At 42.1% G+C, this 24872-nt stretch carries 24 protein-coding genes; 15 read left to right on the forward strand and 9 right to left on the reverse strand.

The window, feature by feature from the left end:
• Positions 1-209: 209 nt before the first annotated feature.
• The 7 genes from BUC07_RS13645 to BUC07_RS13675 all read left to right on the forward strand — a co-directional run bounded on the left by BUC07_RS13645 (position 210) and on the right by BUC07_RS13675 (position 7871).
• Complete coding sequence (locus BUC07_RS13645) at positions 210-1352, forward strand: PAS domain-containing sensor histidine kinase (RefSeq protein ID WP_073170495.1); 1143 nt, start codon at positions 210-212, stop codon at positions 1350-1352.
• 29 nt (positions 1353-1381) lie between these two features.
• Positions 1382-2704, forward strand: a complete 1323-nt coding sequence (locus BUC07_RS13650; protein WP_073170498.1) for an MFS transporter — start codon at positions 1382-1384, stop codon at positions 2702-2704.
• A 103-nt stretch (positions 2705-2807) separates the two neighbouring features.
• Entirely contained in the window at positions 2808-5198 is a 2391-nt protein-coding gene (locus tag BUC07_RS13655; RefSeq protein WP_175552537.1) for a TonB-dependent receptor, read from the forward strand.
• Between the two features lie 48 nt (positions 5199-5246).
• Positions 5247-5570, forward strand: coding sequence for a nucleotidyltransferase domain-containing protein (locus BUC07_RS13660; RefSeq protein WP_073170506.1), 324 nt, complete (start codon positions 5247-5249; stop codon positions 5568-5570).
• Positions 5567-5965 carry a HEPN domain-containing protein gene (locus BUC07_RS13665; RefSeq protein ID WP_073170508.1) on the forward strand — a complete coding sequence of 133 codons (399 nt, stop codon included), beginning with the start codon at positions 5567-5569 and terminating at the stop codon, positions 5963-5965. Before BUC07_RS13660 ends, BUC07_RS13665 begins: the two co-directional genes overlap by 4 nt.
• A gap of 18 nt (positions 5966-5983) precedes the next feature.
• A complete protein-coding gene (locus BUC07_RS13670; protein WP_073170511.1) occupies positions 5984-6772 on the forward strand; it encodes a PhzF family phenazine biosynthesis protein in 789 nt (262 codons plus the stop codon).
• 169 nt (positions 6773-6941) lie between these two features.
• A complete protein-coding gene (locus tag BUC07_RS13675; protein WP_073170513.1) occupies positions 6942-7871 on the forward strand; it encodes a mechanosensitive ion channel family protein in 930 nt (309 codons plus the stop codon).
• A 109-nt stretch (positions 7872-7980) separates the two neighbouring features.
• On the opposite strand, the gene trxA is transcribed toward BUC07_RS13675, so the two are convergent.
• From trxA to BUC07_RS13705, 6 genes are read right to left on the reverse strand one after another with little or no spacing between them, the layout of a single operon-like run.
• Positions 7981-8400 carry a thioredoxin gene (trxA, locus tag BUC07_RS13680; protein WP_317039649.1) on the reverse strand — a complete coding sequence of 140 codons (420 nt, stop codon included), beginning with the start codon at positions 8398-8400 and terminating at the stop codon, positions 7981-7983.
• A 12-nt stretch (positions 8401-8412) separates the two neighbouring features.
• The gene (locus tag BUC07_RS13685) at positions 8413-8832 is read right to left on the reverse strand and encodes an OsmC family protein (protein ID WP_073170516.1); all 420 of its coding nucleotides are present in this window, start codon (positions 8830-8832) and stop codon (positions 8413-8415) included.
• Between the two features lie 33 nt (positions 8833-8865).
• Positions 8866-10284 carry an alginate export family protein gene (locus BUC07_RS13690; RefSeq protein ID WP_073170519.1) on the reverse strand — a complete coding sequence of 473 codons (1419 nt, stop codon included), beginning with the start codon at positions 10282-10284 and terminating at the stop codon, positions 8866-8868.
• 35 nt (positions 10285-10319) lie between these two features.
• Complete coding sequence (locus BUC07_RS13695; protein ID WP_073170522.1) at positions 10320-11279, reverse strand: NAD(P)/FAD-dependent oxidoreductase; 960 nt, start codon at positions 11277-11279, stop codon at positions 10320-10322.
• Between the two features lie 60 nt (positions 11280-11339).
• Positions 11340-11696: a thioredoxin family protein gene (locus BUC07_RS13700; protein ID WP_083578260.1), complete on the reverse strand. Its 357-nt coding sequence runs from the start codon at positions 11694-11696 to the stop codon at positions 11340-11342.
• A gap of 45 nt (positions 11697-11741) precedes the next feature.
• Positions 11742-12086, reverse strand: a complete 345-nt coding sequence (locus tag BUC07_RS13705) for a NifB/NifX family molybdenum-iron cluster-binding protein (RefSeq protein ID WP_073170525.1) — start codon at positions 12084-12086, stop codon at positions 11742-11744.
• Between the two features lie 164 nt (positions 12087-12250).
• Here BUC07_RS13705 and BUC07_RS13710 point away from each other — a divergent pair, with 164 nt between their 5' ends.
• The 7 genes from BUC07_RS13710 to BUC07_RS13740 all read left to right on the forward strand — a co-directional run bounded on the left by BUC07_RS13710 (position 12251) and on the right by BUC07_RS13740 (position 17604).
• Complete coding sequence (locus BUC07_RS13710; protein WP_073170528.1) at positions 12251-12940, forward strand: Crp/Fnr family transcriptional regulator; 690 nt, start codon at positions 12251-12253, stop codon at positions 12938-12940.
• A 6-nt stretch (positions 12941-12946) separates the two neighbouring features.
• Positions 12947-13363, forward strand: coding sequence for an alternative ribosome rescue aminoacyl-tRNA hydrolase ArfB (gene arfB / locus BUC07_RS13715; protein WP_073170531.1), 417 nt, complete (start codon positions 12947-12949; stop codon positions 13361-13363).
• A gap of 39 nt (positions 13364-13402) precedes the next feature.
• Complete coding sequence (locus BUC07_RS13720; protein ID WP_073170534.1) at positions 13403-13921, forward strand: GtrA family protein; 519 nt, start codon at positions 13403-13405, stop codon at positions 13919-13921.
• 94 nt (positions 13922-14015) lie between these two features.
• Positions 14016-14846, forward strand: coding sequence for a CPBP family intramembrane glutamic endopeptidase (locus BUC07_RS13725; RefSeq protein ID WP_073170537.1), 831 nt, complete (start codon positions 14016-14018; stop codon positions 14844-14846).
• A 184-nt stretch (positions 14847-15030) separates the two neighbouring features.
• Positions 15031-15678, forward strand: coding sequence for a peroxiredoxin (locus BUC07_RS13730; protein WP_073170540.1), 648 nt, complete (start codon positions 15031-15033; stop codon positions 15676-15678).
• Positions 15679-15854: 176 nt separating this feature from the next.
• Positions 15855-16718, forward strand: coding sequence for an alpha/beta hydrolase (locus tag BUC07_RS13735; RefSeq protein ID WP_073170544.1), 864 nt, complete (start codon positions 15855-15857; stop codon positions 16716-16718).
• A gap of 22 nt (positions 16719-16740) precedes the next feature.
• A complete protein-coding gene (locus BUC07_RS13740; protein WP_073170547.1) occupies positions 16741-17604 on the forward strand; it encodes an N-acetylmuramoyl-L-alanine amidase-like domain-containing protein in 864 nt (287 codons plus the stop codon).
• Positions 17605-17610: 6 nt separating this feature from the next.
• Here BUC07_RS13740 and BUC07_RS13745 read toward each other — a convergent pair whose 3' ends face one another.
• The 3 genes from BUC07_RS13745 to BUC07_RS13755 all read right to left on the reverse strand — a co-directional run bounded on the left by BUC07_RS13745 (position 17611) and on the right by BUC07_RS13755 (position 23046).
• Complete coding sequence (locus BUC07_RS13745; RefSeq protein ID WP_073170550.1) at positions 17611-18648, reverse strand: zinc-dependent alcohol dehydrogenase; 1038 nt, start codon at positions 18646-18648, stop codon at positions 17611-17613.
• Between the two features lie 415 nt (positions 18649-19063).
• On the reverse strand, positions 19064-20401 hold the full coding sequence (locus BUC07_RS13750) for an MATE family efflux transporter (protein WP_073170554.1): 1338 nt from the start codon (positions 20399-20401) through the stop codon (positions 19064-19066).
• A 23-nt stretch (positions 20402-20424) separates the two neighbouring features.
• A complete protein-coding gene (locus BUC07_RS13755; RefSeq protein ID WP_073170557.1) occupies positions 20425-23046 on the reverse strand; it encodes a DUF5916 domain-containing protein in 2622 nt (873 codons plus the stop codon).
• 316 nt (positions 23047-23362) lie between these two features.
• Here BUC07_RS13755 and accC point away from each other — a divergent pair, with 316 nt between their 5' ends.
• The gene (gene accC / locus BUC07_RS13760; protein WP_073170559.1) at positions 23363-24871 is read left to right on the forward strand and encodes an acetyl-CoA carboxylase biotin carboxylase subunit; all 1509 of its coding nucleotides are present in this window, start codon (positions 23363-23365) and stop codon (positions 24869-24871) included.
• The last annotated feature ends 1 nt before the right edge of the window (position 24872 follow it).

Genomic DNA, 24872 nt, shown 5'->3' on the forward strand with positions numbered 1-24872 from the left:
ATGCTATACAAAAGCAAAATACATGCTGATTCATTCAGTAAAATTATTAATGATGAAAAGAAACAATCAATTAGCTATACTTTTTTAACAATGCCAAAAAATGTTCTGGCTATCCTTGAAAAAATCAAGTAAAAACCGAAATAGGTTTCGGTTTTTTTTATCACGGTACGGTATAAAATTTATTCTATGGAAAAAACTAAATTCCTGAAATGAAAGCTCCGAATAAAAAACGCAAAAACCGATACTTTCATTACCAAAAAGAAATTCTGAACACGATATCCGAACCCGCATCTTTTATTAACAGAAATTACCGCTATGTTTTTGTAAACAGTGCCTTCAATACTTTTTATAATAAAGAAACCAGCGAAATAATCGGAAAAACCGGGGCAGATATTTTTGGAAAGGATGATTTTGAGTCAAAAATAAAACCACAACTGAATAATTGCCTTGCTGGAGAGCCTGTATTCATGCAGTACGAAGGCGAATTGCCCGGCGGAGAATTCAAAATATTAAAGCTTAATTTTTATCCACACCTGAAAAGCACCGGCAAAATTGATGGGATAATTTCCACATCTACTGATATTACCGAGCAAAAAAGAGCCGAAAATGCGTTGAGGGAAAACGAAGCCAGGTTGAAAGAATTGAATGCAACCAAGGATAAGCTTTTCTCAATTATAGGGCACGACCTGAAAGGCCCGCTGAACAATATTTTAGGCTTTTCGGAACTTATAGAGGAAGGTTACGACAAACATTCGCCGGAGGATATTCGTCATTACAACAAATTAATTTACCGGCTTTCACTCACTGTTTCCGACCTGCTTGAAAATTTGCTCACATGGTCGCGGGCACAGCGGCAAAAAATATCAGTAACTCCGCAAAACATTGCCCTCAGCTACATAATTGCAAAATGTTTTAGTGTGCTGGAGCAAAATGCCATTAAAAAGCAAATCAGGTTAAAAAACAGCGTACACCCCGAAACGATTATTTTTGCCGACGAAGAAATGATTACAACGGTTATTCGCAACCTCATTTCCAATGCCATAAAATTTACCAACAGGGGCGGCACCATAACCATTTCTACAAAAAATGAAAATGGAAGGGTTTTGATTGAAATCAGTGATACAGGTATCGGAATTTCAAAAGAGCAACTTTCTCATTTGTTTGAACCCGATGAAAATCATACCAATCTGGGCACCGAAGGCGAAAAAGGCACAGGACTTGGGTTAATCATCTGCAAAGATTTTATTGAAAAAAACGATGGTAAACTTTCAGTAAGCAGCAAGCCCGGTCAGGGCTCAGTGTTCACTGTTTCGTTGCCTGCGGAAAAACACGAAACACACAAAGTACAGTAAGAATTATTGAGTGACGTAATTCAATATTCATGGACAAAGCAAGAATTTACAACCGGCTCGGAAAAATTTACGATCGCATAAACAATGAAGAAGATGCGCGCGTTTGCAAAGATATTCCTGACGATGTCTGCCGGTACACACCGCTGAATTATTTCCTCATCATTATAAGCAACACCCTCACCCAGCTTGGCGACGTGCTAAGCAATCCCAAAACTGTTCTTGCCTGGCTGATGAATTATGTAAATGCTCCTATTTTTTTAATCAGCTTTATTGTTCCTATTCGCGAATCGGGATCCATGCTGCCACAAATAGTAATTGCAAGTTACATCCGCCGCATGCCCGTGCGCAAATGGGTGTGGGTGGTTGGTTCGCTGCTGCAGTTTGTATCAATTGCCGGAATTGGTATTGTGGCCCTCCATTTCGAAGGCGAAAAAGCAGGATGGTTAATCATTCTGTTGCTTATCACTTTCAGCCTTGCGAGGGGGCTTTGCTCGGTGGCCTCTAAAGATGTGCTGGGAAAGACAATACCCAAAACCCGCCGCGGGCGGTTAAAGGGATATGCATCATCCTTTTCGGGTGTGCTGGTAATTGTAGCCGGTTTGTTTATGATTTTTAAAACAAACAGCGATACAGGGATTGAATTTTACGGGATCGTCCTGTTTTTTGCCGCCAGCCTTTGGGTTTTGGCTGCTGCGGTTTATTCAGGAATTAAAGAATACAGCGGAGAAACAGCCGGCGGCGGCAATGCGCTAAAAGAAGCTTTCGACCGTCTCAATATTCTGAAAAAAGATAAACCTTTCCGAAACTTTGTCATATCACGCTCACTGCTTTTGAGTTCTGCACTTACCGCTCCTTTTTATGTCGTCCTGGCTCAAAACCAACTGGGCACCGACATTTATATTTTAGGCCTTTTTATAATTGCCAACGGAATTGCTTCATCCGTCAGTGCTCCGTTTTGGGGGAAAATGGCCGACACATCGAGTAAAGGTGTTATGGTGAAAGCCGCCATTATTACGTCAGCTCTCGGAATTTTGGTTTTTGCAGTTATCAGCTGGGTACCGTTTTTAAGGGAAAGCAGCTGGTTTTATCCGTTTACATTTTTTATTCTGGGAATAGCCCACAGCGGCGTCCGCCTGGGCCGGAAAACCTATATTGTTGATTTGGCCGGCGGAAACAAACGCACCGACTACGTAGCTGTGAGCAACACAGTTATAGGAGTAATTCTTTTGATAACCGGAGGAATCAGCGCGCTTGTTTCATTAATATCTGTGGAAGGAATTATCCTGGTGCTTTCATTTTTTGGAATTGCCGGAGCATGGACAAGCTCCCGGTTGCCCGATGTGGAAGATTAAAAAATCCGTTCCTCCAAAACAATTAATTTATCAATAAAAAGTTTTAATAAGAATTGGATTATTAGTTTTGTGCCCGATGTTTAAAATTCAACATACAATTTTATTGATTTTATTTGTTTTGTCGGCTATTCATTCAACCGGACAAAGCAGTAACGCCACATTCCGCGGATTGGTTACCGATCAGCACGGAAACCCGCTCGACATGGTAAACATTGGTCTGAAAGACTACCCGCTGGGCACCAGCTCAAACCGCGAAGGAAAATTCCTGTTACGCATTCCGGCAGACAAAGAAATTGTCATTATATTTTCATCACTGGGCTATGAATCAGTGTCCGATACCATAAATGCCAGTGCCGAAGAAAATGTGTACCGGGAAATCACCCTGAATTCAACCAATCTTCAGCTGGCCGAAGTGGTGGTTACCGAGCAGCGCCGCCGGAGTGGCAATGTAACCCGACTCGATCCTAAATTCACAGGCGTAATGCCCGATGCGGCTACCGGTGGTGTGGAAGCGCTGATTAAAACACTGCCCGGCGTTTCTTCCAATAACGAGCTGAGTTCGCAATACACGGTTCGTGGTGGTAATTTCGATGAAAATATGGTGTATGTAAACGACATTGAAATCTACCGTCCGTTTCTCATTCGTGCCGGCCAGCAGGAAGGCCTCAGTTTTATCAACAGCGATATGGTTTCTACCATTGAATTTTCATCGGGTGGGTTCAGTGCCAAATACGGCGATAAAATGTCGTCGGTACTCGATATAAAATACCGAAAACCCAGCCAGTTCAGAGGTTCGGCATCAATGAGTTTACTCGGCGCAACTGCCCATTTCGAAGATGTTGCACTGAAAGGAAAGCTTTCGCACATTTCGGGAATTCGCTACAAAACCAATCGTTATATGCTGGGCGGGCTCGACGAAAAAGGAAATTACAACCCGCAGTTTGTCGATTTTCAAACCTACATCACCTATCAGTTTTCTGAAAAATTCAACATCTCGTTTCTGGGAAATGCCGCACAAAATCAATATCAGTTTATACCACAAACCCGCAAAACAACATTCGGCACGTGGCAAAACCCACTCAACACCACCATATTTTTCGAAGGACAGGAGATTGACGATTTTAAAACTTATCTCGGGGCACTTTCGGCCAACTACCATCCCAACCTGAACCTGAACCTGAAATTTAGTGCATCGGCTTTTAAAACTTCAGAAAAAGAAACCTACGATATTCTCGGGCAGTATTACCTCAACCAGTTGGAACGAAACATGTCTTCAGAAGAATTTGGCGACAGCATCCTCAACCTGGGGGTTGGCTCATTTTTAAACCATGCCCGCAATACTCTCAATGCCCATGTGTTCAGCTTTTCACACAGAGGGGCTTTCAATTCCGAAAATCACCTGGTAAACTGGGGACTGAAATTTCAGCACGAAAAGTTTGAAAGCAAAATAAATGAGTGGATTTACCGCGATTCAACCGGTTATTCCCTTCCCTACTCCGACTCGGAAGTTTTGCTCTACTACACCCTGAACAGCGCAAACAAAATCAGCTCCAACCGCCTGACCGGTTTTGTACAGGACACCTGGAGCCTGCCGGTGAGCTCGGGCGATTTATACCTCAATGGCGGTGTGCGGTTTAATTACTGGGATTTTAATGATGAGTTACTTATCAGTCCGCGCGCATCAGTAAGTTTTTACCCCGCCTGGAAACACAAAATGTCATTCAGTCTTTCGGCGGGGATGTACCACCAGTCGCCGTTTTTCAAAGAACTGAAAACCCGTGACGGGAGCATCAATTACAACTCAAAGGCACAACGTTCATTTCAGATAGTGGCAGGTTCCGATTTGCTGTTTACAGCCTGGGACCGTCCTTTCCGGTTTACCACCGAAGCATACTACAAGTGGCTGAGCCGGCTGGTTCCCTACCAGATTGACAATGTTCAGATTCGCTACCTTGCCGACCAGGAAGCAAAAGGCTACGCCACCGGAATCGATATGAAAATTAACGGCGAATTTGTGAGTGGCGTGCAATCGTGGGCCAGCCTTTCGCTCCTTGAAACCAAAGAAAATATCTTTAATGACGGACACGGATACATTCCGCGCCCCACCGACCAGTGGGTAAATTTCAGCCTGTTTTTTCAGGATTACCTCCCGGGAAACCCCTCGTGGAAAATGCATCTTTCCGGATTTTACGGTGCCCGGCTGCCCACCGGCCCGCCTAATTCCGAACGGTACGAAGATGTTTTCAGAATGCCGCCCTATCGCCGCATCGACCTCGGTTTTTCAAAAGTCCTCATAAGTGCCGCCCGGCCGGTTAAACACAACTTCCTCAGGCATGTCAACGATATGTCGCTCAGCCTCGAAGTATTTAACCTGTTAAATATTAAAAATACCATTTCCTACTTTTGGGTATCGAGTATTTACGGCGACCAGTTTGCAGTGCCCAACTACCTCACCGACCGGAAATTCAATTTAAAACTGACAGTTAAATTTTGAGAGATTGTTTTCATTGTTTTGGCAGAGAATAGGTGTTATATTTGTTCTATGACTGACAGAGAATTAAATATCGCCCGCGAAATTAATAATCGAATCAAAAAAAAAGATTCAAACGCAAGCGTAATTTTATTTGGTTCGCATGCCAGAGGAAAAGCAAACTCCGAATCAGACTGGGATATTTTAATACTTATTGATTCCCCCAAAACTGATCGATCTGTTGAAATGAAGTACAGAAATGAATTATTCAACTTAGAACTTGAACTGGGTGAGCCAATATCCACTTTAATATACTCCAAAGAAGAGTGGTACAAAAAATATTCTAAAACACCTCTTTTTGAAAATATTGAAAACGAAGGGATAGTACTTTCATGAACGAATTTCAAAACGATTATATCAATTACAGACTTGAAAAGGCCAAAGAGTTATTTCAAGATGCTGAATTATTAGCTCAAAATAATAGATGGAATTCCTGCATTAACAGATTGTATTATTCATCATTTCATCTGGTAAATGCTTTACTGTTTAAGCAAGGAATCAAAACAAAATCGCATGAAGGCTTAAAAACAAAATTTCTTCAGCTTTATGTAAAAAATAAAATTATTGATACTGAATTAGGAAAACTTTACTCGCTCTTAATTGACTGGAGACAAGAAAGTGAATATTCTGTTTATGTGGAATTTAAAGAACAAGATGTTTTACCGCTACTCGTAAGAGTTAAAAAATTGAACGAAGTTCTCGTTAACTTAATTGAAAAAGAAAAAGATTAAAAATTCTTGCTAAAAAACATGCAGTACACAATTTTTCAGATTGACGCGTTTACCGACAACGTTTTTAAAGGCAATCCGGCAGCAGTAGTTCCGCTGGAAAAATGGCTGCCCGATGAAGTGATGCAGAAAATTGCAATGGAAAATAACTTGTCGGAAACGGCCTTTTTTGTTCCCACACACAATGGTTATCATATTCGCTGGTTCACACCATTAACAGAAGTAAATTTATGCGGACATGCCACACTGGCCAGTGCACATGTGCTCTTCAATCACTTGGGATTCAATAAAAAAGAAATAAAATTTGAATCAAAAACGGGTGAATTGACCGTTAAAAAAGAAGGCCAGTTTATTGTGCTCAATTTCCCGGTTTCGGAGCTAAAAGAAATTGAACTGCCACAAAATATTAAGCAGGCTTTTGGCAAACGCCCTGTGAAATGTTTCAAAGGCCGCGAAGATTTGTTGTTTGAATTTAACAACGAAGCCGATATTAAAAACCTGCAACCCGACTTTCAGTTCATGAAAACGCTCGACACCCGAGGCATAACTGCTACAGCTGCCGCTACTTCTGAAAAATATGATTTTGTATCACGCTTTTTTGCTCCCATCGAAGGAATAAACGAGGATCCGGTTACCGGTTCGGCTCATACCATGCTCATTCCTTTCTGGGCAAAAAAACTTGGCAAAACCGAATTGATGGCCAAACAGATTTCGGCTCGCGGAGGTGTGCTGCACTGCAAACTCCTGGGAGAACGAGTTGAAATTGGTGGCCAGGCCATAACCTATCTACAGGGGGAAATTTTTGTTTAACCCCGCAATTGAAAAATTCGTTACCAAAAAAACTTCAGCATCCGGATTCAAAATTGACAAAACCACCCACTGCTTAACGAAATGTTAATTTATAGCTGCATTAAATAAAAACTTTTGTTTATTTAACCCAAACCCTTATTTTATTACCTCAAATCTTAAAAATTAAAACATGGAAAAATTTTTTTCTAATGAATTTTGGGAAACGTTGATTGCGGGTGCCCGCGAATGGATAGTCACAGAATTACCCGGATTGCTGATTATTATTGTTGTAATGCTGATAATTTTCAAAACTTTTTCATTTACGCTGAAAAAGGTTAAAATGAGACTGATTGCCCGGGCAGGTAAAGCAAAAGATAAAGATGCCGGAGAAGTTGAAAAAAGAATTAACACCCTGGTTGACATCCTCAAAGGCATTGTAAAAATTGTGTTGTGGACCATCTTTATAATGATTGCATTGAAAAAATTTGGTGTGGATATTGGCCCCATCCTGGCTAGTGTGGGAATTATTGGCGTGGCTGTTGGTTTTGGAGCACAGGAACTGGTGCGCGATTTTATTTCCGGATTTTTTATTTTGCTCGAAAACCAGGTGCGCACCGGCGACGTAGCAGCTATTAACGGAACCGGCGGACTCGTGGAAAAAATTGAAATGCGAACCATTACTTTGCGCGATTTTTCAGGAACAGTGCATGTATTTCAGAACGGAAAAATCAACACACTCTCCAATATGACCCGCGAATGGTCGGCAATGGTGTTCGATGTGGGCGTGGCGTATAAAGAAAATGTGGATACTGTAATGGAGGTAATGCGCGAAGTGGGCGAAGACCTTCAAAACGATGCCAATTTCAAAAAAGCATTTTTTGAACCCATTGAAATTTTTGGCCTCGACCAGTTTGGCGACAGCGCTCTGGTGATAAAAGCACGGATAAAAACAAAACCCAGCCAGCAATGGACAATTGGCCGCGAATATCGCCGCCGCCTGAAAGCAGCTTTCGATGCACGAAATATTGAAATCCCATTCCCGCATACTACTGTTTACTGGGGAGAGGAAATCAATCCGCTGAAGCTGGATGTGAATCAAACATCTGCCGCGAAGAATTAAAAACAAAACGTTGATTTTCAAAATCAACACGACAAAAAACATAAAAAACCCTGTGATTTTTGTTAACCACAGGGTTTTTTATGTGCCTTCGAATATCTATACTTAAAAGTCACGCACGCAATTGTTCCACCTGTTTCATGATATGTTTTTTGGGTTTTACCCCAACAATCCGTTTCACTTCCACTCCATCCTGAAAAACAAGAAGCGTGGGAATATTGCGAACTTTGAATTTTTTAGCCAGGTATTGCTGCTGATCGACATTCACTTTCCCAATGGTGATATCGTCTTCCGATTCGGCAATATCGTTCAGGATTGGCGCTACCATTTTACAGGGATTGCACCAGGGCGCCCAAAAATCGACCAGCGTAATTCCCCTGCGGATGGCCGGCTTAAAATTTTTCTTGCCAAGTTGAATGATTTTTTTGCTGTCTTCCACCGGTTTGGCATTTTTCATCCGGTAAAAATTAAAGGTTATCAACCCGATTAAAGCAACCAAAACGGCAAGTATTATAATTAGAGTTGTTGACATATCTGTTTGTTTTTATTCTGTAACTTTTATTTCTGAAGTGAGTTCCATTGCCTGGCGGTAGGTGGCACTCACTCCGCAGTAGCGCTCTTCGGAAAGGCTGACTGCTTTTTTAAGTTTTTCCATTGGCAAATCTTTGCCCTTAAACTCATAAATCACGTGCATTTTCGAAAATTGTTTCGGATGTTCCTCTGTTAAATCGCCCTCAACAGTTACGTTAAAATCTTCCACTTCCACACGCATTTTTTTGAGAATAGAAACCACGTCCATTCCGGTGCAACCGGCCAGCGCTGTCATCATCAGCGGTTTTGGGCGTGGCCCGCGGTCTTCGCCACCCACTTTTTCGGCAGCGTCGAGTGTAATTTTATGTCCGTTTACTTCGGCCGAAAAAGCCATCTTCTCCAGCCAGCTTACTTTTACTTGTTCTTTTGCCATATCTTATTTCCTTTCAAAATTCAAAATTAATATTTATTCACTTGTGAAAAAATTTGGTTTCACAATGAGCATCACCCATCCCAGGTAATTGGCTCCGGGCTCGAACAACTCCTGGTCCGAGGTATTTTTGTATCCAAACACCATCTGATTTTTAATGTCCGATATCGTGCCAAACGAAAAACCTGTTTTCAGCACGATATCCGGATTTATGCGTTGGGTGAAACCCAAATCGATGTAATTTCCCAGGCCGCCTTTCCAGTAAACCGTGTTTCCGTTGTTGTCGGTTTCAGTACCGGCAGGCAATCCGGTTGCTTCATCAATAAAAGTATGCGCAGGTACATTTGTTGTTAAAACCGGCGACCACCAGGTTACATCCAGTGCATTTTTTTTGCCGGGTTTAAAACTGAACCGCAGGTACGGATCAAAATATCCCCCGCCTTTTGTGCCGGTTTTGTAGCTGTCCTGCATGATAAAATGGTTGACATTCCCTCCGTAATACGCAAATCGCGCGCTGTACAGCAAATCGAAACTGTGCCGGGTATTGGCATAATCATTTTCTGTATTGCTGAAATCGTGTCCTGAAATAACTTCGGCCCCGGCTGCCAGCTCCCAGTTTTTTTCAGGAGCACGCACCCCCAATTCGCCCGAAACCAGCCAGGCCGAAATATTCCGGTAGTCACCGTTCGGGCCCTTTTTACTGTCGGTGCCGTGTTGGTAGTAGCCCGAAAGGGAGCCGAAAAATCCGGTGCCCTCATTGTTATAATCCAGAATCAGGCCATGCGTTCCGGTGGGGAAAAATTTGTCGATGTCAGGATAATCGCGCCCGGCAAGGCTAAAAAACAGTGAGGTTGAAAATATATTGTGATGTTTTTTTTTGAAATTGACGAAATTGATTGTCTTCAGTTTTTCGCCTGTCCAGGTTGTGTTATCAACATCTCCGATTAATGAGCCATCGTTATTGTAGGAAAGCCCCAAATCGATAAACCAGCCATTTTCATCGTCGTGCAATTTGTAAAGCAGTCCGTCGTAACTTAATCCGCTGGTCCACCAGTTCCGATACGAGAGAATCCGCATATTGTTGTAATTCCACTCCTGGCGGCCAATTCGCAGGCTCGATTTTTCTTTCAATTTTAACTCCACCCAGGCCTCGTAAATTCCAAAAGTACCGGAATTACCCATTACCCCGGTTGGATTGTACCTGTCATCGGAGCCCCAAACCCGGGCATCCTGCAAAACCAGCCGGGTGGAATACTTGTCATTTTTATAATTCAAATTCAAGCGTGAGCGTTGATCGAACGAAAAAACCGCATCAGACGTTGATTTTACCGGAACTTTATATCCCTGACTCAGTATGCTTCGGCTCCGGAATTCACCGTCAACCGAGAACTGACCAACTACTTGCTGAACACTAATAAAACTTACAATCAAAAATAATAATCCGGATTTTCTCATAAAATATAATACTTCTTCCTTCTACGAAAATTTTTTCAGGCTTCCTGTTCCAGGAGTTCTCCTGCTTTCACATGCTTTTCCGATAAATACCGCGCTGCGCTTAATGCGGCAATGGTTCCGTCGGCAACAGCCGTGGTCACCTGCCGGTATTTTTTCACAATACTGTCGCCGGCGGCAAATACACCGTCAATGTTTGTTTTCATGTCGGTATCCACCACAATCTCATTTCTTTCGTTGAGTTTTACCAGTCCGTTCAAAGTTTCGGTATTGGGCTGATATCCTACAAAAATGAATGTGCCGTCGGTTTTAAGGCTGCTCATTTTACCGGTTGGAAGGTGTTCGATATCCACGCTTTCCAGTTTGCCATTTCCATAAAAACTACGCAATTCCGATTCCATTATGAAATTGATTTTCGGATTTTTCTGTGCCTCCTCCACTGCATGTTTAAAAGCCTGAAAATGGTCGAACTGATGAACGATGGTCACTTTTGTGGCAAATTGAGTAAGTGCAACCGCTTCTTCGAGTGCCGAATTGCCGCCCCCAACAACCACAACTTCTTTTCCGGTGAAAAAATCACCATCGCAGGTAGCACAGTATGAAATTCCCGTTCCTTTAAACTTATCTTCTCCCGGAATATTCAGCGAACGCGGCCTTCCGCCTGGTGTAAGAATCACCGAACGTGCCTTAAAACTGCGGCCATCCTCCAGCTCTACTTTTTTAATATCACCTTCCAGATCGTAACGGGCAATTTTAATATTCGATTTTATTTTACAGCCAAAACTTTTGGCCTGCTGTTTCATAGTATTGGCCAGCATGTAACCTTTTGTGGCCGGAACACCCGGATAGTTGGCAATTTCCTCGGTAAGCACCATTTGGCCGCCAACAGCACCTTCATTCAAAATCAGTGTTGTAAGTTTGGCGCGGGAAGAATAAATTCCGGCGGTTAATCCGGCTGCTCCAGCACCAATTATCATTACATCGTAGGTATCGTTCATGGCATAAAAATTTAAAAAGGGCAACCCGGAAATTATCCGGGCAACCCTTAAGGTTTTGTGTTACACTTTTTCTGCAAACTGTTCGTCTAAAATGGAAGCAACCTGCTGCATGTTCTGAATGCTGCTTGTTGCATGTGCCACTTTACCATTTTTGTAATACATGGTGAACGGAAGTCCCATAAAACCATTGGTTTCCGGTGCATTGCGAATAATGGCAGCTTCGGGGTTATCGAATGCCATCACGGCAAATTTCACATCGTCCCTTTCATCTTCCAGTTCTTCCATTACATCGTAAACAGGCATACACATCGGGCCCATACGACCACAGCATACCATTACATTTTCATTTTCCTGAATCATTTTTTCCAGCTCTGTGGCTGTTTCGATCTCGTGCAAATTTGTTTGTAACATTTTCATAACAAGTCTCTTTTAAAATTGTGAATAATTGATTTTCTATAACTTTTAATTTGTTATTTCGCCAATAATTTTTTCATCCGATTCGAGCTTTCCTTCCAGCCAGTCTTCCAACAAATTGCGGGGCGAGTTTAAAGGGATGCCAACAAACAGGTTCACTTTTTCGGCTGCAAAAAGGTTAATAATCTGTTTATTAACTCTGTAGGCAATCACATCGGTAATTCCCATTTCTTTGAGCCATGCAGGTAAATCTGATTGCCCAATAGCCGAAGGATAAACGGTTTCTTTCTTTTCCACCGCTTTTCCGTCAACTTCAAATATTTCGTAGTGCTGGCACTCGCCAAAATATTCGCTTAAACTTTCATTTGATACTGGTATGGCAACTCGTTTCATTTGTTTAAAATTTCTGCTACAAAAGTAGAAACAGCCTTACAATCAGGAAAGAGAACGGGGCTATGATGCGAAAGCAGCAAAACTGTATTATTTCAGTTTTTTTCCTGTCACCAGACAATATTATTTGTTTTTGATACTTTTGTACCGACTTCAGAAATATTGAAATGAGCAACGAAAAATCGAAAAACCGTCAACAAAAAAAGGACTTTGAGGGGTTGATAAAACAGCTGCCCGACGCTTTGGAAGAGCTAACTAAAAGCAAGACTCAAATAACTTACCTCAAAGGCGAAACCATTTTTAAACAGGGCGCTTTTGCACCTTATGTTTTATACGTGGTGCGCGGACTGATAAAAGTGTATTTGCAAACAGGTTTTGAAAAACAGATAAACCTCAGTTTGGCCAAAACAGGCGATTTCCTTGCTTTTTCATCCATATTCGGCGAGAATATTCACACTTATTCAGCGCAGGCACAGAAAGATTCGGTGATTTGCATGATTGAAAAAGAGAGCCTCAAAACCATTCTGCTGCAGAACCCCGAATTTGCCCTGGAGGTTACCTCAAAAAACTACCGGAACGAACGGCATTTACTCGAGATAATTAAAAATATTTCGTACAAGCAAATGCGTGGAAAACTGGCATCGGGGCTGCTTTACCTGTCGCATGAAGAATTCCTGAAAGAGGATGTTTTTCAGTACCTAACCCGGCAGGAAATTGCCGATTTTGCTTCCATTTCCACTGAAAGCGCCATCAAGTTCCTGAAGGAATTTGAAAAAGAAAAAATGATAATCCTGAAAGGACGGGGCATTGAAATAACCGACCGCAAGAAACTGGAAACCGTAAGTAAAACGAGTTAATAAATCATGCATTTATCACATTCAATACGGGAAAACCTGATTTCGGAAGTTAGCTTTTCGGCCAGTCGCGGAGGCGGACCGGGCGGACAAAATGTAAATAAAGTAAGTACCAAAGTGGAGTTGCGGTTTCCGGTAAACGATTCTGAAACACTTACCGAAACTCAAAAACAGCGGCTTCTTTCGAAACTGAAAAACCGGATAACAACTTCCGGCGAACTGGTGCTGACCTCCTCTGCCGAACGGACGCAGTGGCGGAACCGGGAGAAAGTGATGCAGAAATTTTTCGAGCTGATAGAGAAAGCACTGACTCCACCAAAAAAACGCATTAAAACCAGGCCAACCAAAGCCTCAAAGCTCAAACGACTCGAGAACAAAAAGAAACAAGGCCAAAAGAAACAGTTGCGGAAACCACCGGAGAATTAACGAAAATTTATTTCTTTGCCATTCAAAAGTAAAAAAGGAATGCTGAACTTTTTGCGAAAATGTCGGAATAAAATCATTCAAATTATAGATTTCTTCTATTTTCCTTTTCTGCGTTTCATTCCGCAGGAAGTTTTCAGGTATGGCGCAACCGGCGGGGCAAATACAGCCATGGACATTTTTCTCTATTTTGTTTTTTACCGGTTTGTGCTGAACAAACAAATTGTTGATTTGGGTTTTGTTGCTATCAGCCCGCACATTGCAGCATTTCTGATTGTGTTCCCCATTACTTTTGCTTCCGGATTTTTGCTGGCCAAGTATATTACATTTACCGCATCTGAACTACGAGGACGCATTCAACTAATTCGTTACGGAGTCACAGTTGCCGGGGCAATTCTCCTAAACTATGTTTTTCTGAAATTTTTCGTAGAGTACGTTGGTCTGTACGCTACCCTTTCAAAAGTTTTCACAACTGTTATTGTGGTTGCATTCAGCTACGTATCGCAGCGCTATTTTTCGTTTCAAACAGCAAGTCTGGTGCTATCAAAAAAATCAGCCTGACAATTTATATTTTCAAATAATTATCAGAACTTTTCTTTGTTGGTGTGTTTTATTGTTGAATAACAAAAAAGATTATCTTTATTATTTATTGTAAATGCAGCAACCAAGGTTAAAATATTACCCCACAATTTTGCAGGCCATCCACCTGTTAATTTTGTACCTTTTTATTCAAACAATTGTTGATTTCCCACTTGCTTTAATCGATTACTACAAGGGGACCGATTATTTATACCACCCCGTAAAAAAAGTAGTTCTGGGAGTTGGTTCCACACTTTTTATCCTCATCTATGGTTTTCGTAAATCGGAAGTACCGTTTAAAAAAGTATTCCCGCTAAAATTTTTCAATCCGTTAATTTTAATTCCGCTGGTTCCTTTTTTTTGGGGCATCCAGAATTTAATTGAACAAGTGAACATTGCCATTGAAAAGGTTATTCCTGCTCCGGCCTGGTTTTGGGAACTTTTCACTAATATTTTTGAAAGCGATTTTGGCTGGTGGGGTGCTTTTATGAAAGTTGCCATTGTGGCGCCCATTGTGGAAGAGTCTATTTTCCGGGGCCTTATTTTCCAGGGGTTTCGGCGCAATTACAACAATTTCGTGTCGGTAGTAATGTCGGCCCTTTTGTTTTCGCTGTTTCATCTGAATCCCTGGCAAATGCCGGCTACCTTCGTTTTAGGCCTGCTACTTGGCTGGCTTGTCATACGTACACAAAGTTTAATTCTGGCCATAATTGCCCACTCTTTCAACAATTTAATTGTTTTGCTTACAGTAACCTACTGGCAGGAAATAAACACCCACGCCCTGTTTCTGATGGAGAAAAAAGAATCCATGCTGTTAAGTGTAGCAGTTGCCGGTTTGTCACTTATACTAATTTACTTTCTGAGCTTATGGCCCAAAAGAATCAGGCAAAAAAATCATTCACATTAAAAAAATTATTTCTGCATTTTCAGAAACTGAATTACAGTATTTTACCCCCAGCCTGAAGGATAAAGAAACATCACAAAACCGGCATACAGCTTAAATATCTTTAACATTTTATTGAACTTATTCTCACCAAGAATGTTTATCTTCACGAAAATTCAAATTAATAACACTAAAAATTTCATAAAAAATGGAAGAAGAAAAAGTTACACAAATGCCACGCATTGGCGACATGGCTCCCGACTTTAAAGCCAACACAACTTATGGTCCTATTCAGTTTTCAGAATACAATAAAGGAAGCTGGGTGATTTTATTTTCGCACCCTGCCGACTTTACTCCGGTTTGCACCACCGAAATGAGCGGATTTGCCGTGCGCCACAACGAATTCAAAGAACTGAATACCAAACTAATGGGATTAAGCATTGACAGTATTCACTCGCACGTAGCATGGGTGAACAATGTGAAAAAGAATACCGGCGTTTTGTTCGATTTCCCGATTGTTGAAGATATTTCAATGAATGTATCTAAACTGTACGGAATGTTACAACCGAACGAAAGTGAAACAGCTGCGGTACGTGCCGTATTCTTTATTGATCCCGAAGGTAAAATCCGCCTTATGATGTACTACCCGCTTAACGTGGGCCGTAACATGGATGAAATTATCAGGGTATTGAAAGCACTGCAAACATCCGATAAACACGGCGTTGCACTACCACTCGACTGGAAACCAGGCGATAAAGTAATTGTTCCTCCGCCAAAAACTGTTGAGGCAATGGAAGAACGCGAAAAAAGCAGCTACGAAATGGTTGACTTTTACCTCGCTAAAAAAGATTTATAAAATGACTTCACTCATTCATAAAAAGGCTGTCTATTGCGGACAGCCTTTTTTATTGCTACAATTCCAAGCACTTTCAGTTTTCATCAAAACATAACTGTTTTTATTAAAAGAATTTTCAAAACTCCGGAAATAAATGCATTTTTACTACCCATTTTCAAATCTAAATTCAACTTGTCATGAAAAATATTTCATTTCTACTTATTTCGCTTCTCCTCTCAAATTTCGTTTTTGCCCAAACCGGGAAAGTGTTTGACAATCTTTCAATGGAAAGTGAAATACTTGACATGGAACGTAAATATGCTGTTTATCTCCCGCCGGGCTACGGCATTTCGGAACGCAGTTACCCCGTGCTGTATTTGTTACATGGCGCCGGCGACGACCAGACCGGCTGGGTGCAGTTTGGCGAAGTACGCCATATTGCCGACAAAGCCATAAAAGAAGGCAAAGCCACTCCAATGGTAATTATTATGCCCGATGCCAACACCGGACAGCGTGGTTATACCAACGATGTGAACGGCAACTGGCGCTACGAAGATTTCTTTTTTGAAGAACTGATGCCGTTTGTGGAAGAAAAATACCGCATTAAAAGTGAAAAACGTTACCGTGCAGTTTCCGGGCTTTCAATGGGTGGCGGCGGCACTTTTTATTATGCCCTGCACCGTCCCGATCTGTTTTCGTCAGCCTGTCCGCTGAGCGCTTCAACCGGCCCACGGACCCGCGACGATGTGGAAAATTATATGGGCCGGCGAGGAATGCCCGGTGCCAGCGAAGAGCAAAAGAATGAATGGTTTGAAAAATACAACGTTTTGGAACTGCTGAAAAATATTCCCGACGAGCAAAAAAGAGCCGTTCGCTGGTACATCGATTGCGGCGACGACGACTTTCTTTTTGAGGGCAATTCGCTGGTGCACATCGAAATGCGTAAAAAAGAAATTCCCCACGAATTCCGCATTCGTGATGGCGGCCACACCTGGACCTACTGGCGCGAATCGCTACCCCAAGTGCTCCGGTTTGTTTCCGAGGCATTTCATCAGCATTAATAATTTGCAAATAGTTGTTTCTATGAAATTCAAAATATTTTTCATCCCGCTGTTTTTGATATTTGCTGCATGCAATTCAGCACAGAATAGTAATGAAAAGGAATTGCCAGTTATTTACCAGCAACAGGATAAAGAAATTCTGGAACAAGCGCTGGAGATGTTTGCCGAAGACAGGGAATCCCCTACTTCGCTGCTCATGGTAAAAACCGGCACTTTTTTTCTGGGAACACCTTACGTAGCCAACACGCTTGAAACATCTCCTGAACAGTTGGTTGTCAATTTGCGTGAAATGGACTGCACCACTTTTGCCGAGAACTGCCTCGCCATTTCAAAAACCGTCCAAAGCGGAAAACACTCTTTTGAGCAATTCACAAAAGAACTTAAAAAAATTCGTTACCGTAATGGAGAAATTGATGGTTACCCATCACGGTTGCACTATTTCAGCGACTGGATTTTCGATAACCAGCAAAAACGGCTGGTCAATGCTATTTCAAAAGAAATTGCAGCAACTCCTTACAGCAAAGAAATCAATTTCATGAGCACGCATCCTGAGAGTTATCCGATGCTGAAAGACAGTAGCCAACTGGTTGAAATTATCGCAGAACAGGAAAAAAATATCAACTCGAGAAACCTTTTTCACATACCCGAAACCCAAATTTCGGAAGTGGAAGACCAACTGATGGATGGCGACATTGTGGGAATTACCACCAACATCGACGGGCTCGATATTTCGCATGTTGGAATTTTGGTACGCAAAGCAGGTCGCATTCACCTGATGCACGCTTCGTCGCTGGCCGAAAAGGTGGTTGTTTCTGAAGGAACGCTGGAAGATTACCTGCTGGGAAGTAAATCGGCCAACGGAATTATGGTGGCACGTCCCAGGTAAAGACTGCTATAAATCAATCATAGCTTTTACCACGCCATCTTTATAGCCTTCAACAATATCGAAAGCGGTGGGTGTTTCATCCAGCGAAAAATGATGGGTGACCATTTTTTCCACATCGGCTTTTCCACTCACCACCAAATCAATGGCCTCTTCCACACAATGGTTCTGTCGCCGGACATTGACAACTGTCAATTCTTTGCGGCGCATTAAATCCATATTGAAAGTATATTGTGCAGATGGTGGAATACCAACCAGCACCAGCTTTCCGCCCGGTTTCAGAATTTTCAGCGCATTGTCAACAGCATCCTGTTCTCCGCTGGCCTCAAATGCCACATCAACAAGCAATTCTTCCTGGTTTTGCACTTCCTTTTCCACATCCTGTTTTTCGGGATTGATGAAATACCGGGCCCCAATTTCCTTCGATTTTTTCAGCCGGTATTCGAGTGGCTCAATCATCCCAACATTGGAAATACCATCGGCCAGCAGTTTCAGCAAAATACTCAGTCCGATGGGGCCGGCACCAAATATTACCGCAGAACTATTTTCATCTGCAACTTGAGCCAGTTTCACCGCATAAACACCTATGGAAAACGGTTCGATTAAAGCGGCCTGCACCGGGTTCATTTTCCCGGTAACGGGGAAACAGGTGAACGAAGGCATTACAATGTATTCCCCCAAACAGCCTTCAATTTGCCCGGGGCATCCCAAAAATTTGTTGTTCCTGCAGGTGTGCGGACGACCGGCCAGGCACTGGTCACATGTTCCGCAATGCACCGCCGGATCGATAACAACCAAATCGCCGGGTTTTATGTTTTTAACGTTTTCTCCCGTTGCTTCCACCACGCCCGAACACTCGTGCCCCACAACAAACGGATATTTAACTACCTGGGTTCCAATTTTCCCTTCTGAATAATAATGAATATCTGAGCCACAAACCCCTATTGACGACAGCCTGATTTTTACATCATCTCCCGATTTCAACGTTGGTTCGTTTGCGCGAGTCAATTGCATTTGGCGAATGCCGGTAAGTGCTACTTGTTTCATAAGAATATTTTTCAATGTAAAAGTGCAAATTATATTTTTTCCTGAATCCTGTACTATCAGGTTTAATGATTTTCCATCACATGCAATGTATAATTATTCACAGAAGATTTATGAATCTACTTCTCCAATACCGAAAAAATTGCAATATTTTTTATAACATCTTTTATCTTTAGAACCCACTACATAACAATAAATTACAATTTAGAAATCACTGTAAATTAACAATTTTTAATAATTTTTTCAAAAAATTTTACATTCGAGCTATTTTTGTATTATATTAGCAATTCATTAATTGAATGTAAACTAAATGTTATTTGAAACACTACCTTTTCTCTGTTAAACCAATATTTAAACAGGTCTAACTAAACTAAACTATGAACAATCGGGTTATCGCCACCAATGGTAACCCGTTTTTTTATGCTATTTTCCGAAGATTATGTTTAAACCTGAAGTAGAAGGAGATCCCTGCCGAACCGAGCCCCACGAGAAATCCGAACCAAATTCCCTGTGGCCCGGCATTAAGCAAAAAGGTCAGAACATAACTGGTGGGCACCCCAACTAAAAGATAAGCAGCAAAAGCAATAAACATAGGTACTTTTACATCTGCCATTCCTCGCAAAGTACTGAGCATTATCACCTGCAACCCGTCAAAAATTTGAAAGATGGCAGCAACAATAAGCAGTTGCGAAGCCACGGCTACAACCTGCGGATCGGTTGTAAAAAGAAACGGCAGGTAATTTTTTGTAAGTATAAAAATGAGTCCCATTACCGACATAAAAAACAGCACCAGGTGCGTAGAGGCCATAGCAGCCATGCGCATCGAACTTAAATTATTCTCACCCATTTGATGACTCACCCGGATAGTATTTGCCTGCGACACTCCCAGAGAAATCATGTATGTAAACGATGCCATCCCCATTGCCACCTGGTGGGCAGCCAGTTGTGTTTCGCCCAGCCACCCCATCATAACAGCCCCAAGACTAAAAGTCAGCACTTCCACAATCAACTGAAATCCAATAGGAATCCCAATTTTTAACACGGAAAATATTTTTCGTTTTTCGTACGTTTGTTTTCGCGCAAGCACGAAAAATCTTCTGAAACGCGAAAATTTAAGAATGTAGCCCACAAACAGCAACGGCATAAAAATACGTGAAACCAACGTGCCGATACCAGCTCCAACCAAACCTAATTCAGGAAAACCAAATTTCCCGAAAATCAACAAATAGTTCAAAATAATATTGATAACGTTGGCTGTCAGGGTTATCTGCATTGCCATTTTTGTGTTACCAATTCCTTCGAAAAACTGTTTTACCGAAAAGAAAAGCATTAGCGGAAAGTAGGATAAACACAGGAGCAAATAATAGGGTTTCGACATTTCGATCACGGCATCGGTCTGCCCCATAAATGGCAAAAGAAAATACACTCCAAACATTATGAGTGCCAAAACAAAAGTGGCAACCGCATGCGTAAAAAAGCCATTTTTAAGCCACACCACCACCCGATCTAACCGGTTATTGCCAAAAGCCTTTCCAACCAGTGGGGTAAGCCCATAGGTAACCCCCATCCCGAAAAACATACCAATTACAAATACATTATTGGCAAACGATGAAGCAGCAAGTTCAACGGTTCCAACATGGCCAACCATCATATTGTCGGCCAGCATAACAACAACCTGCCCAATTTGCGACAGCACAACCGGAAGGGCCAGCCTCAGGTTACGTTTGTAAAATGGTATGTAGTGCGCCAGATTCATGGCGCCAAAATTACATTTTTAGATTAAATAGAGAACCAGAAACTTACTTTAAGCATAAAAGCATTTTGAGCTTTCACATCCGAGATTCCTTTAAAACTTTCGAATACTGAAGGTTCGTATTTGCTTTCGTAACGCGAGCGCGAATTAGTCCACACAAAATAGAGTGTTGACCCCGTTTTATATTCCCACCGGGCCACAAAGTTGGAACGAAATTCCTGAAAGTTAAAATCCGGGGAATTCTGTGCCAAATCCATAATATAGTTTTGTTGTTCATCCACCAGCCATTGTCCGCCACTTTCCTGTTCTTCAACAAACAGAGGTGCAAACCGCTGGTTTATATTTTTTGACTTAGAAGAAGCAACTTCCCGGTAGTCAGAAAATTTACCTACCGAGGCGTAAGGATTTCCGTAATACTGAAAAGAGAGTTCGGGGGTAACAAAAAATTCGGCCCGGATAGTGGAAGAAATGGTTTTCCGATCGATTTTTCCAACAATATATTTTCTGGAAAAAGTATTTCTTTCCATGCTTGTTACAAACTGGTTATTATCTGTTTCAACATTAAAATTATTCATTGAAGAAAGGGTAAAACGGCTGCCGATTTGCCATTGCACGTAAAAAGTATTTTCAGTGGCTTTTGAAATATTATCATCATTCCGGGTCAGTTCAGTTCCCCCGCCAAAGAAGAGGTCCTTGCTCGAATTGGTTTGCAAAAAGACTTCTCCGCTGGTTTCTCCATCAATCCTCAGCGAAGGGCCGCCCCACAATTTGCGGGTATCGATTTCGTAAAACGAACGCTCCGCAACCAGGTCGAGCCGCCAAAGGTTTTTAAACTGAAAGCGGGCATGGCCGGTTATTTCATCTCCCAGATTTTCGCCTCCATAACTCCAGTTATGTTCCTGTTCAAAATCAAAATAGTAATTGTTTAAAATGCCTTTGGGTTTGTTCACCCAGTAAACAATGTTAATTTCCTGATCGATATAATCGGCCTGCCTCAGATACCCCACATCGTTGAGCTCCACTCCCGGCGAACGCCAGTCGAGCGCTCCCATTATTCTGAATTTACCACTTCGTTTTCCGCCGCTCATTTCACCGCCCCAACCACTTAGTGATGTTAACGTCGGATCGTATTCAAGATGCTCAGCATCGGTGCGTTGAAAGTAATGCCTTGAGTTGGTTTGCAGGTTTGAAATGGCTTCTTCCGAGCCGTTTACCTGCGAGAAAAATCCTTTGAAATCAACAAAATATTTTCGATTTTTCCAGTTATGTTGAAAATCCACTCCGCCAACTGTTGAATTGTCGGGCAAAAATTCCAGATGCTCATCTTTAATATTGCGCAATGTGGATGTAACCATTCCGCCCAACACAGTGCTCCCCTCGTTGAAATCCTGCTTCACCCGGCCAATAAAATAGTTGGTAAAAGGCTCCACAGCTTCTTCCCTTTCCTGACCGTTAAAATGTATGGTTGCATTTTCATGTGCCGTCATGCTGTTAACAACCCCCACCGAAAGTCCTGAGCGGTTTTTTCCGGTTAATTTAAGTGCATTTATAATGGAAGTTTGATCGGGCATTTCCAGTGTTTCCATTTCCGCTACAGAAGGTGTATAGCCGGGTGAAGCCCCAATCCGGCGCGAATAAAAAAGTAAATCGCTGCTGCCGGCACCATATTCCAGGATGCTGTTCCCTTCAAGGAAAAAAGGCCGTTTTTCGTCGTAAAAAACTTCGTAGGAAGTGAGGTTGAGCACCGACGGGTCGGCTTCTACCTGGCCAAAATCAGGGTTAATTGTATAGTCGAGCGTAAAATCAGAAGTGACTCCAATTTTGCCATCCACGCCAAAACCTCCTTTAAAATTGTCCGGGGCATCCGAAACATATTTTGCCTTGGCATAGGGCATCACTTCAAAATTGCGTTTATACGGAATATTTTCAATCCCACGCAATTCGCCAAAAATATAAACCATTGCGGGGGCATCAACCGGAATAAGTTTCCACTGATCTTCCTCTTTCAATCGGTCAATCCAACGCCAGACGTGCATTCCCCACACATGTTCTTCTTTATTGGCGTACCTGAGCTGACTAAATGGCACACGCATCTCGGCATACCAGGCCGAATCGCCCACATGCGACTTTCCATCCCAAACGGCATCCCAGTTAAAATCCCATCCATACTCGCCAAGGTGCATCAAATCCACTTTTTGCCCGGCAGCAGTTACATTAAACTCGAAAGCGGTTTGCCTGTCGGAATAACTATCCAGGGCAATCCCGGCCATATCCCCCATATTTTCATCTCGCCGGCCAAGAATTGAACGTATTTTCTCCGGTTCATTATCATAACAAGCAATGGCCATGTACAAATAGGTGTCGTCGTACAAAATTTTAATCTCCGTTTCCTGCGAAGGAGTTTGAGCCTGGTTGGGTTGCTGTTGAATAAACCCTCCATCCCAGCTTCCCAATTTTTGCCAGCATTCATCATCCAGTTTGCCGTCAATTTTGGGGACCAGTTCGGTGCGGGTAGCATAATACACCCTTTTAATACTTGCATGGTAGTTCACCAGCGAATCATCAGACAATGTGTAATCGTAATTTTGTGCCCTCGTGGTAATTCCCAAAAATAGTAAGAATATAATCAACAAGTGTTTGTTTTTCATTTAGGTTAGTTTTATTCCCAGTAAAAATAAAATGATTTCCTAAACAAAAAAAATCTTAACATATAATCTTCCTTGCAGATGTCAGAAAACATTAAAATTTGCACTATTAGAACCAGAGTTTTTGATTTTCAAATAACAACAAATCTGAGAAGCCATTAAACGTCCAATTTGCATTTATTAACACATTCCCATTTGCGTTGTCAGATTCATGGCGTAATTTCAACAGTTAATAAAAGAGCCTAAACAATTTTTAACCAAATGAGTTATTTAGGTGTGTTTTTAGAAAACAATATTTATTGCAATAAAAATAAACGCAATGAGCCAAATAAAAAAAATCCTGGTTGCTAATCGTGGAGAAATAGCTATTCGAATTATGCGTACATGCCGGGAGCTGAATATCGAATCAGTTGCCGTTTTTTCTGAGGCAGACCGAACTTCACAGCATGTAAGGTATGCTCACGAAGCTTATTACATTGGCAAAGCTCCTTCTCCCGAAAGCTATCTGAATGTGGAAAAAATAATTGAAGTTGCAAAAGCGTGCGGCGCGGATGCCATCCACCCCGGCTATGGTTTTTTATCGGAAAATGCTGATTTTGCCCGGCGATGCAATGAAGAAGGAATTATTTTTATTGGACCGTCGCCGGAAGTTATTTCGCAAATGGGAGATAAAATTGAAGCCCGCGAAGCCATGATGAAAGCCGGAATCCCGGTGGTTCCCGGCACGCCCAACAGTGTGAACAACGAAAAAGAAGCGCTCGATGCCATTAAAAATATAGGGCTGCCGGTTATGATAAAAGCATCGGCAGGTGGCGGGGGAAAAGGAATGCGGCTCGTGCACAAAAAGGAAGAAATTGTTGCTGCCGTTAGAGCTGCCCGCTCCGAAGCGAAATCAGCGTTTGGTGACGATTCGGTTTATATTGAAAAATATATCAGCTCACCACACCACATCGAATTTCAAATTCTGGCCGACCAGCACGGGAACGCAGTGCACCTGTTCGAACGCGAATGTTCCGTTCAGCGGCGTCACCAAAAAATGATTGAAGAAACTCCATCCCCGTTAATGACCGAAAAATTGAGGCAAAAAATGGGTAATGCCGCCGTGGAAGCAGCAAAAGCAGTTGATTACACTGGTGCCGGCACCATTGAGTTCCTGGTAGATGAAAGCCTGAATTATTATTTCCTCGAAATGAATACACGGCTGCAGGTGGAACATCCGATTACCGAACGGGTAACCGGAATCGACCTGGTGAAAGAACAAATCAAAATTGCTGAAGGCCGTAAACTGGAGTTCTCGCAAAACGATTTAAGCCAAAAGGGACACGCCATTGAATGCCGGATTTACGCCGAAGACCCCGATAATAATTTCATGCCAAGTCCGGGGAAAATTTACAAAATATCAGAACCTTTGGGCTTGGGCGTTCGCACCGACGGATATGTTTACGAAGGCTATGAAATTCCAATTTTTTACGACCCCATGATTTCAAAACTGATTGTTTGGGGAAAAACAAGAAAAGAAGCCATCGCCCGAATGCGAAGGGCTTTGTATGAATACAAAATCACAGGGGTTAAAACTTCAATAAAATTTCTTGAACGCATTATGAACAATGCAAGCTTTATTGAAGGAAAATACGACACGCATTTCATTGAAAATAATAAGAATCAATTGTATAAAAAATCTGATATTGAAGAAAGCGATGACATGGTAGTTATTGCCGCATTTGTTGATTACATGGATAAAATCAGCCGGATTCAGGACAACCAGAAAGAATTTGCCCCGCCGGCAGAAAGCCGCTGGAAGAAAATACCGTACATTAACCATTTTTAAC

Source organism: Tangfeifania diversioriginum (assembly GCF_900141875.1).
Taxonomy (GTDB): Bacteria; Bacteroidota; Bacteroidia; order Bacteroidales; family Prolixibacteraceae; genus Tangfeifania; species Tangfeifania diversioriginum.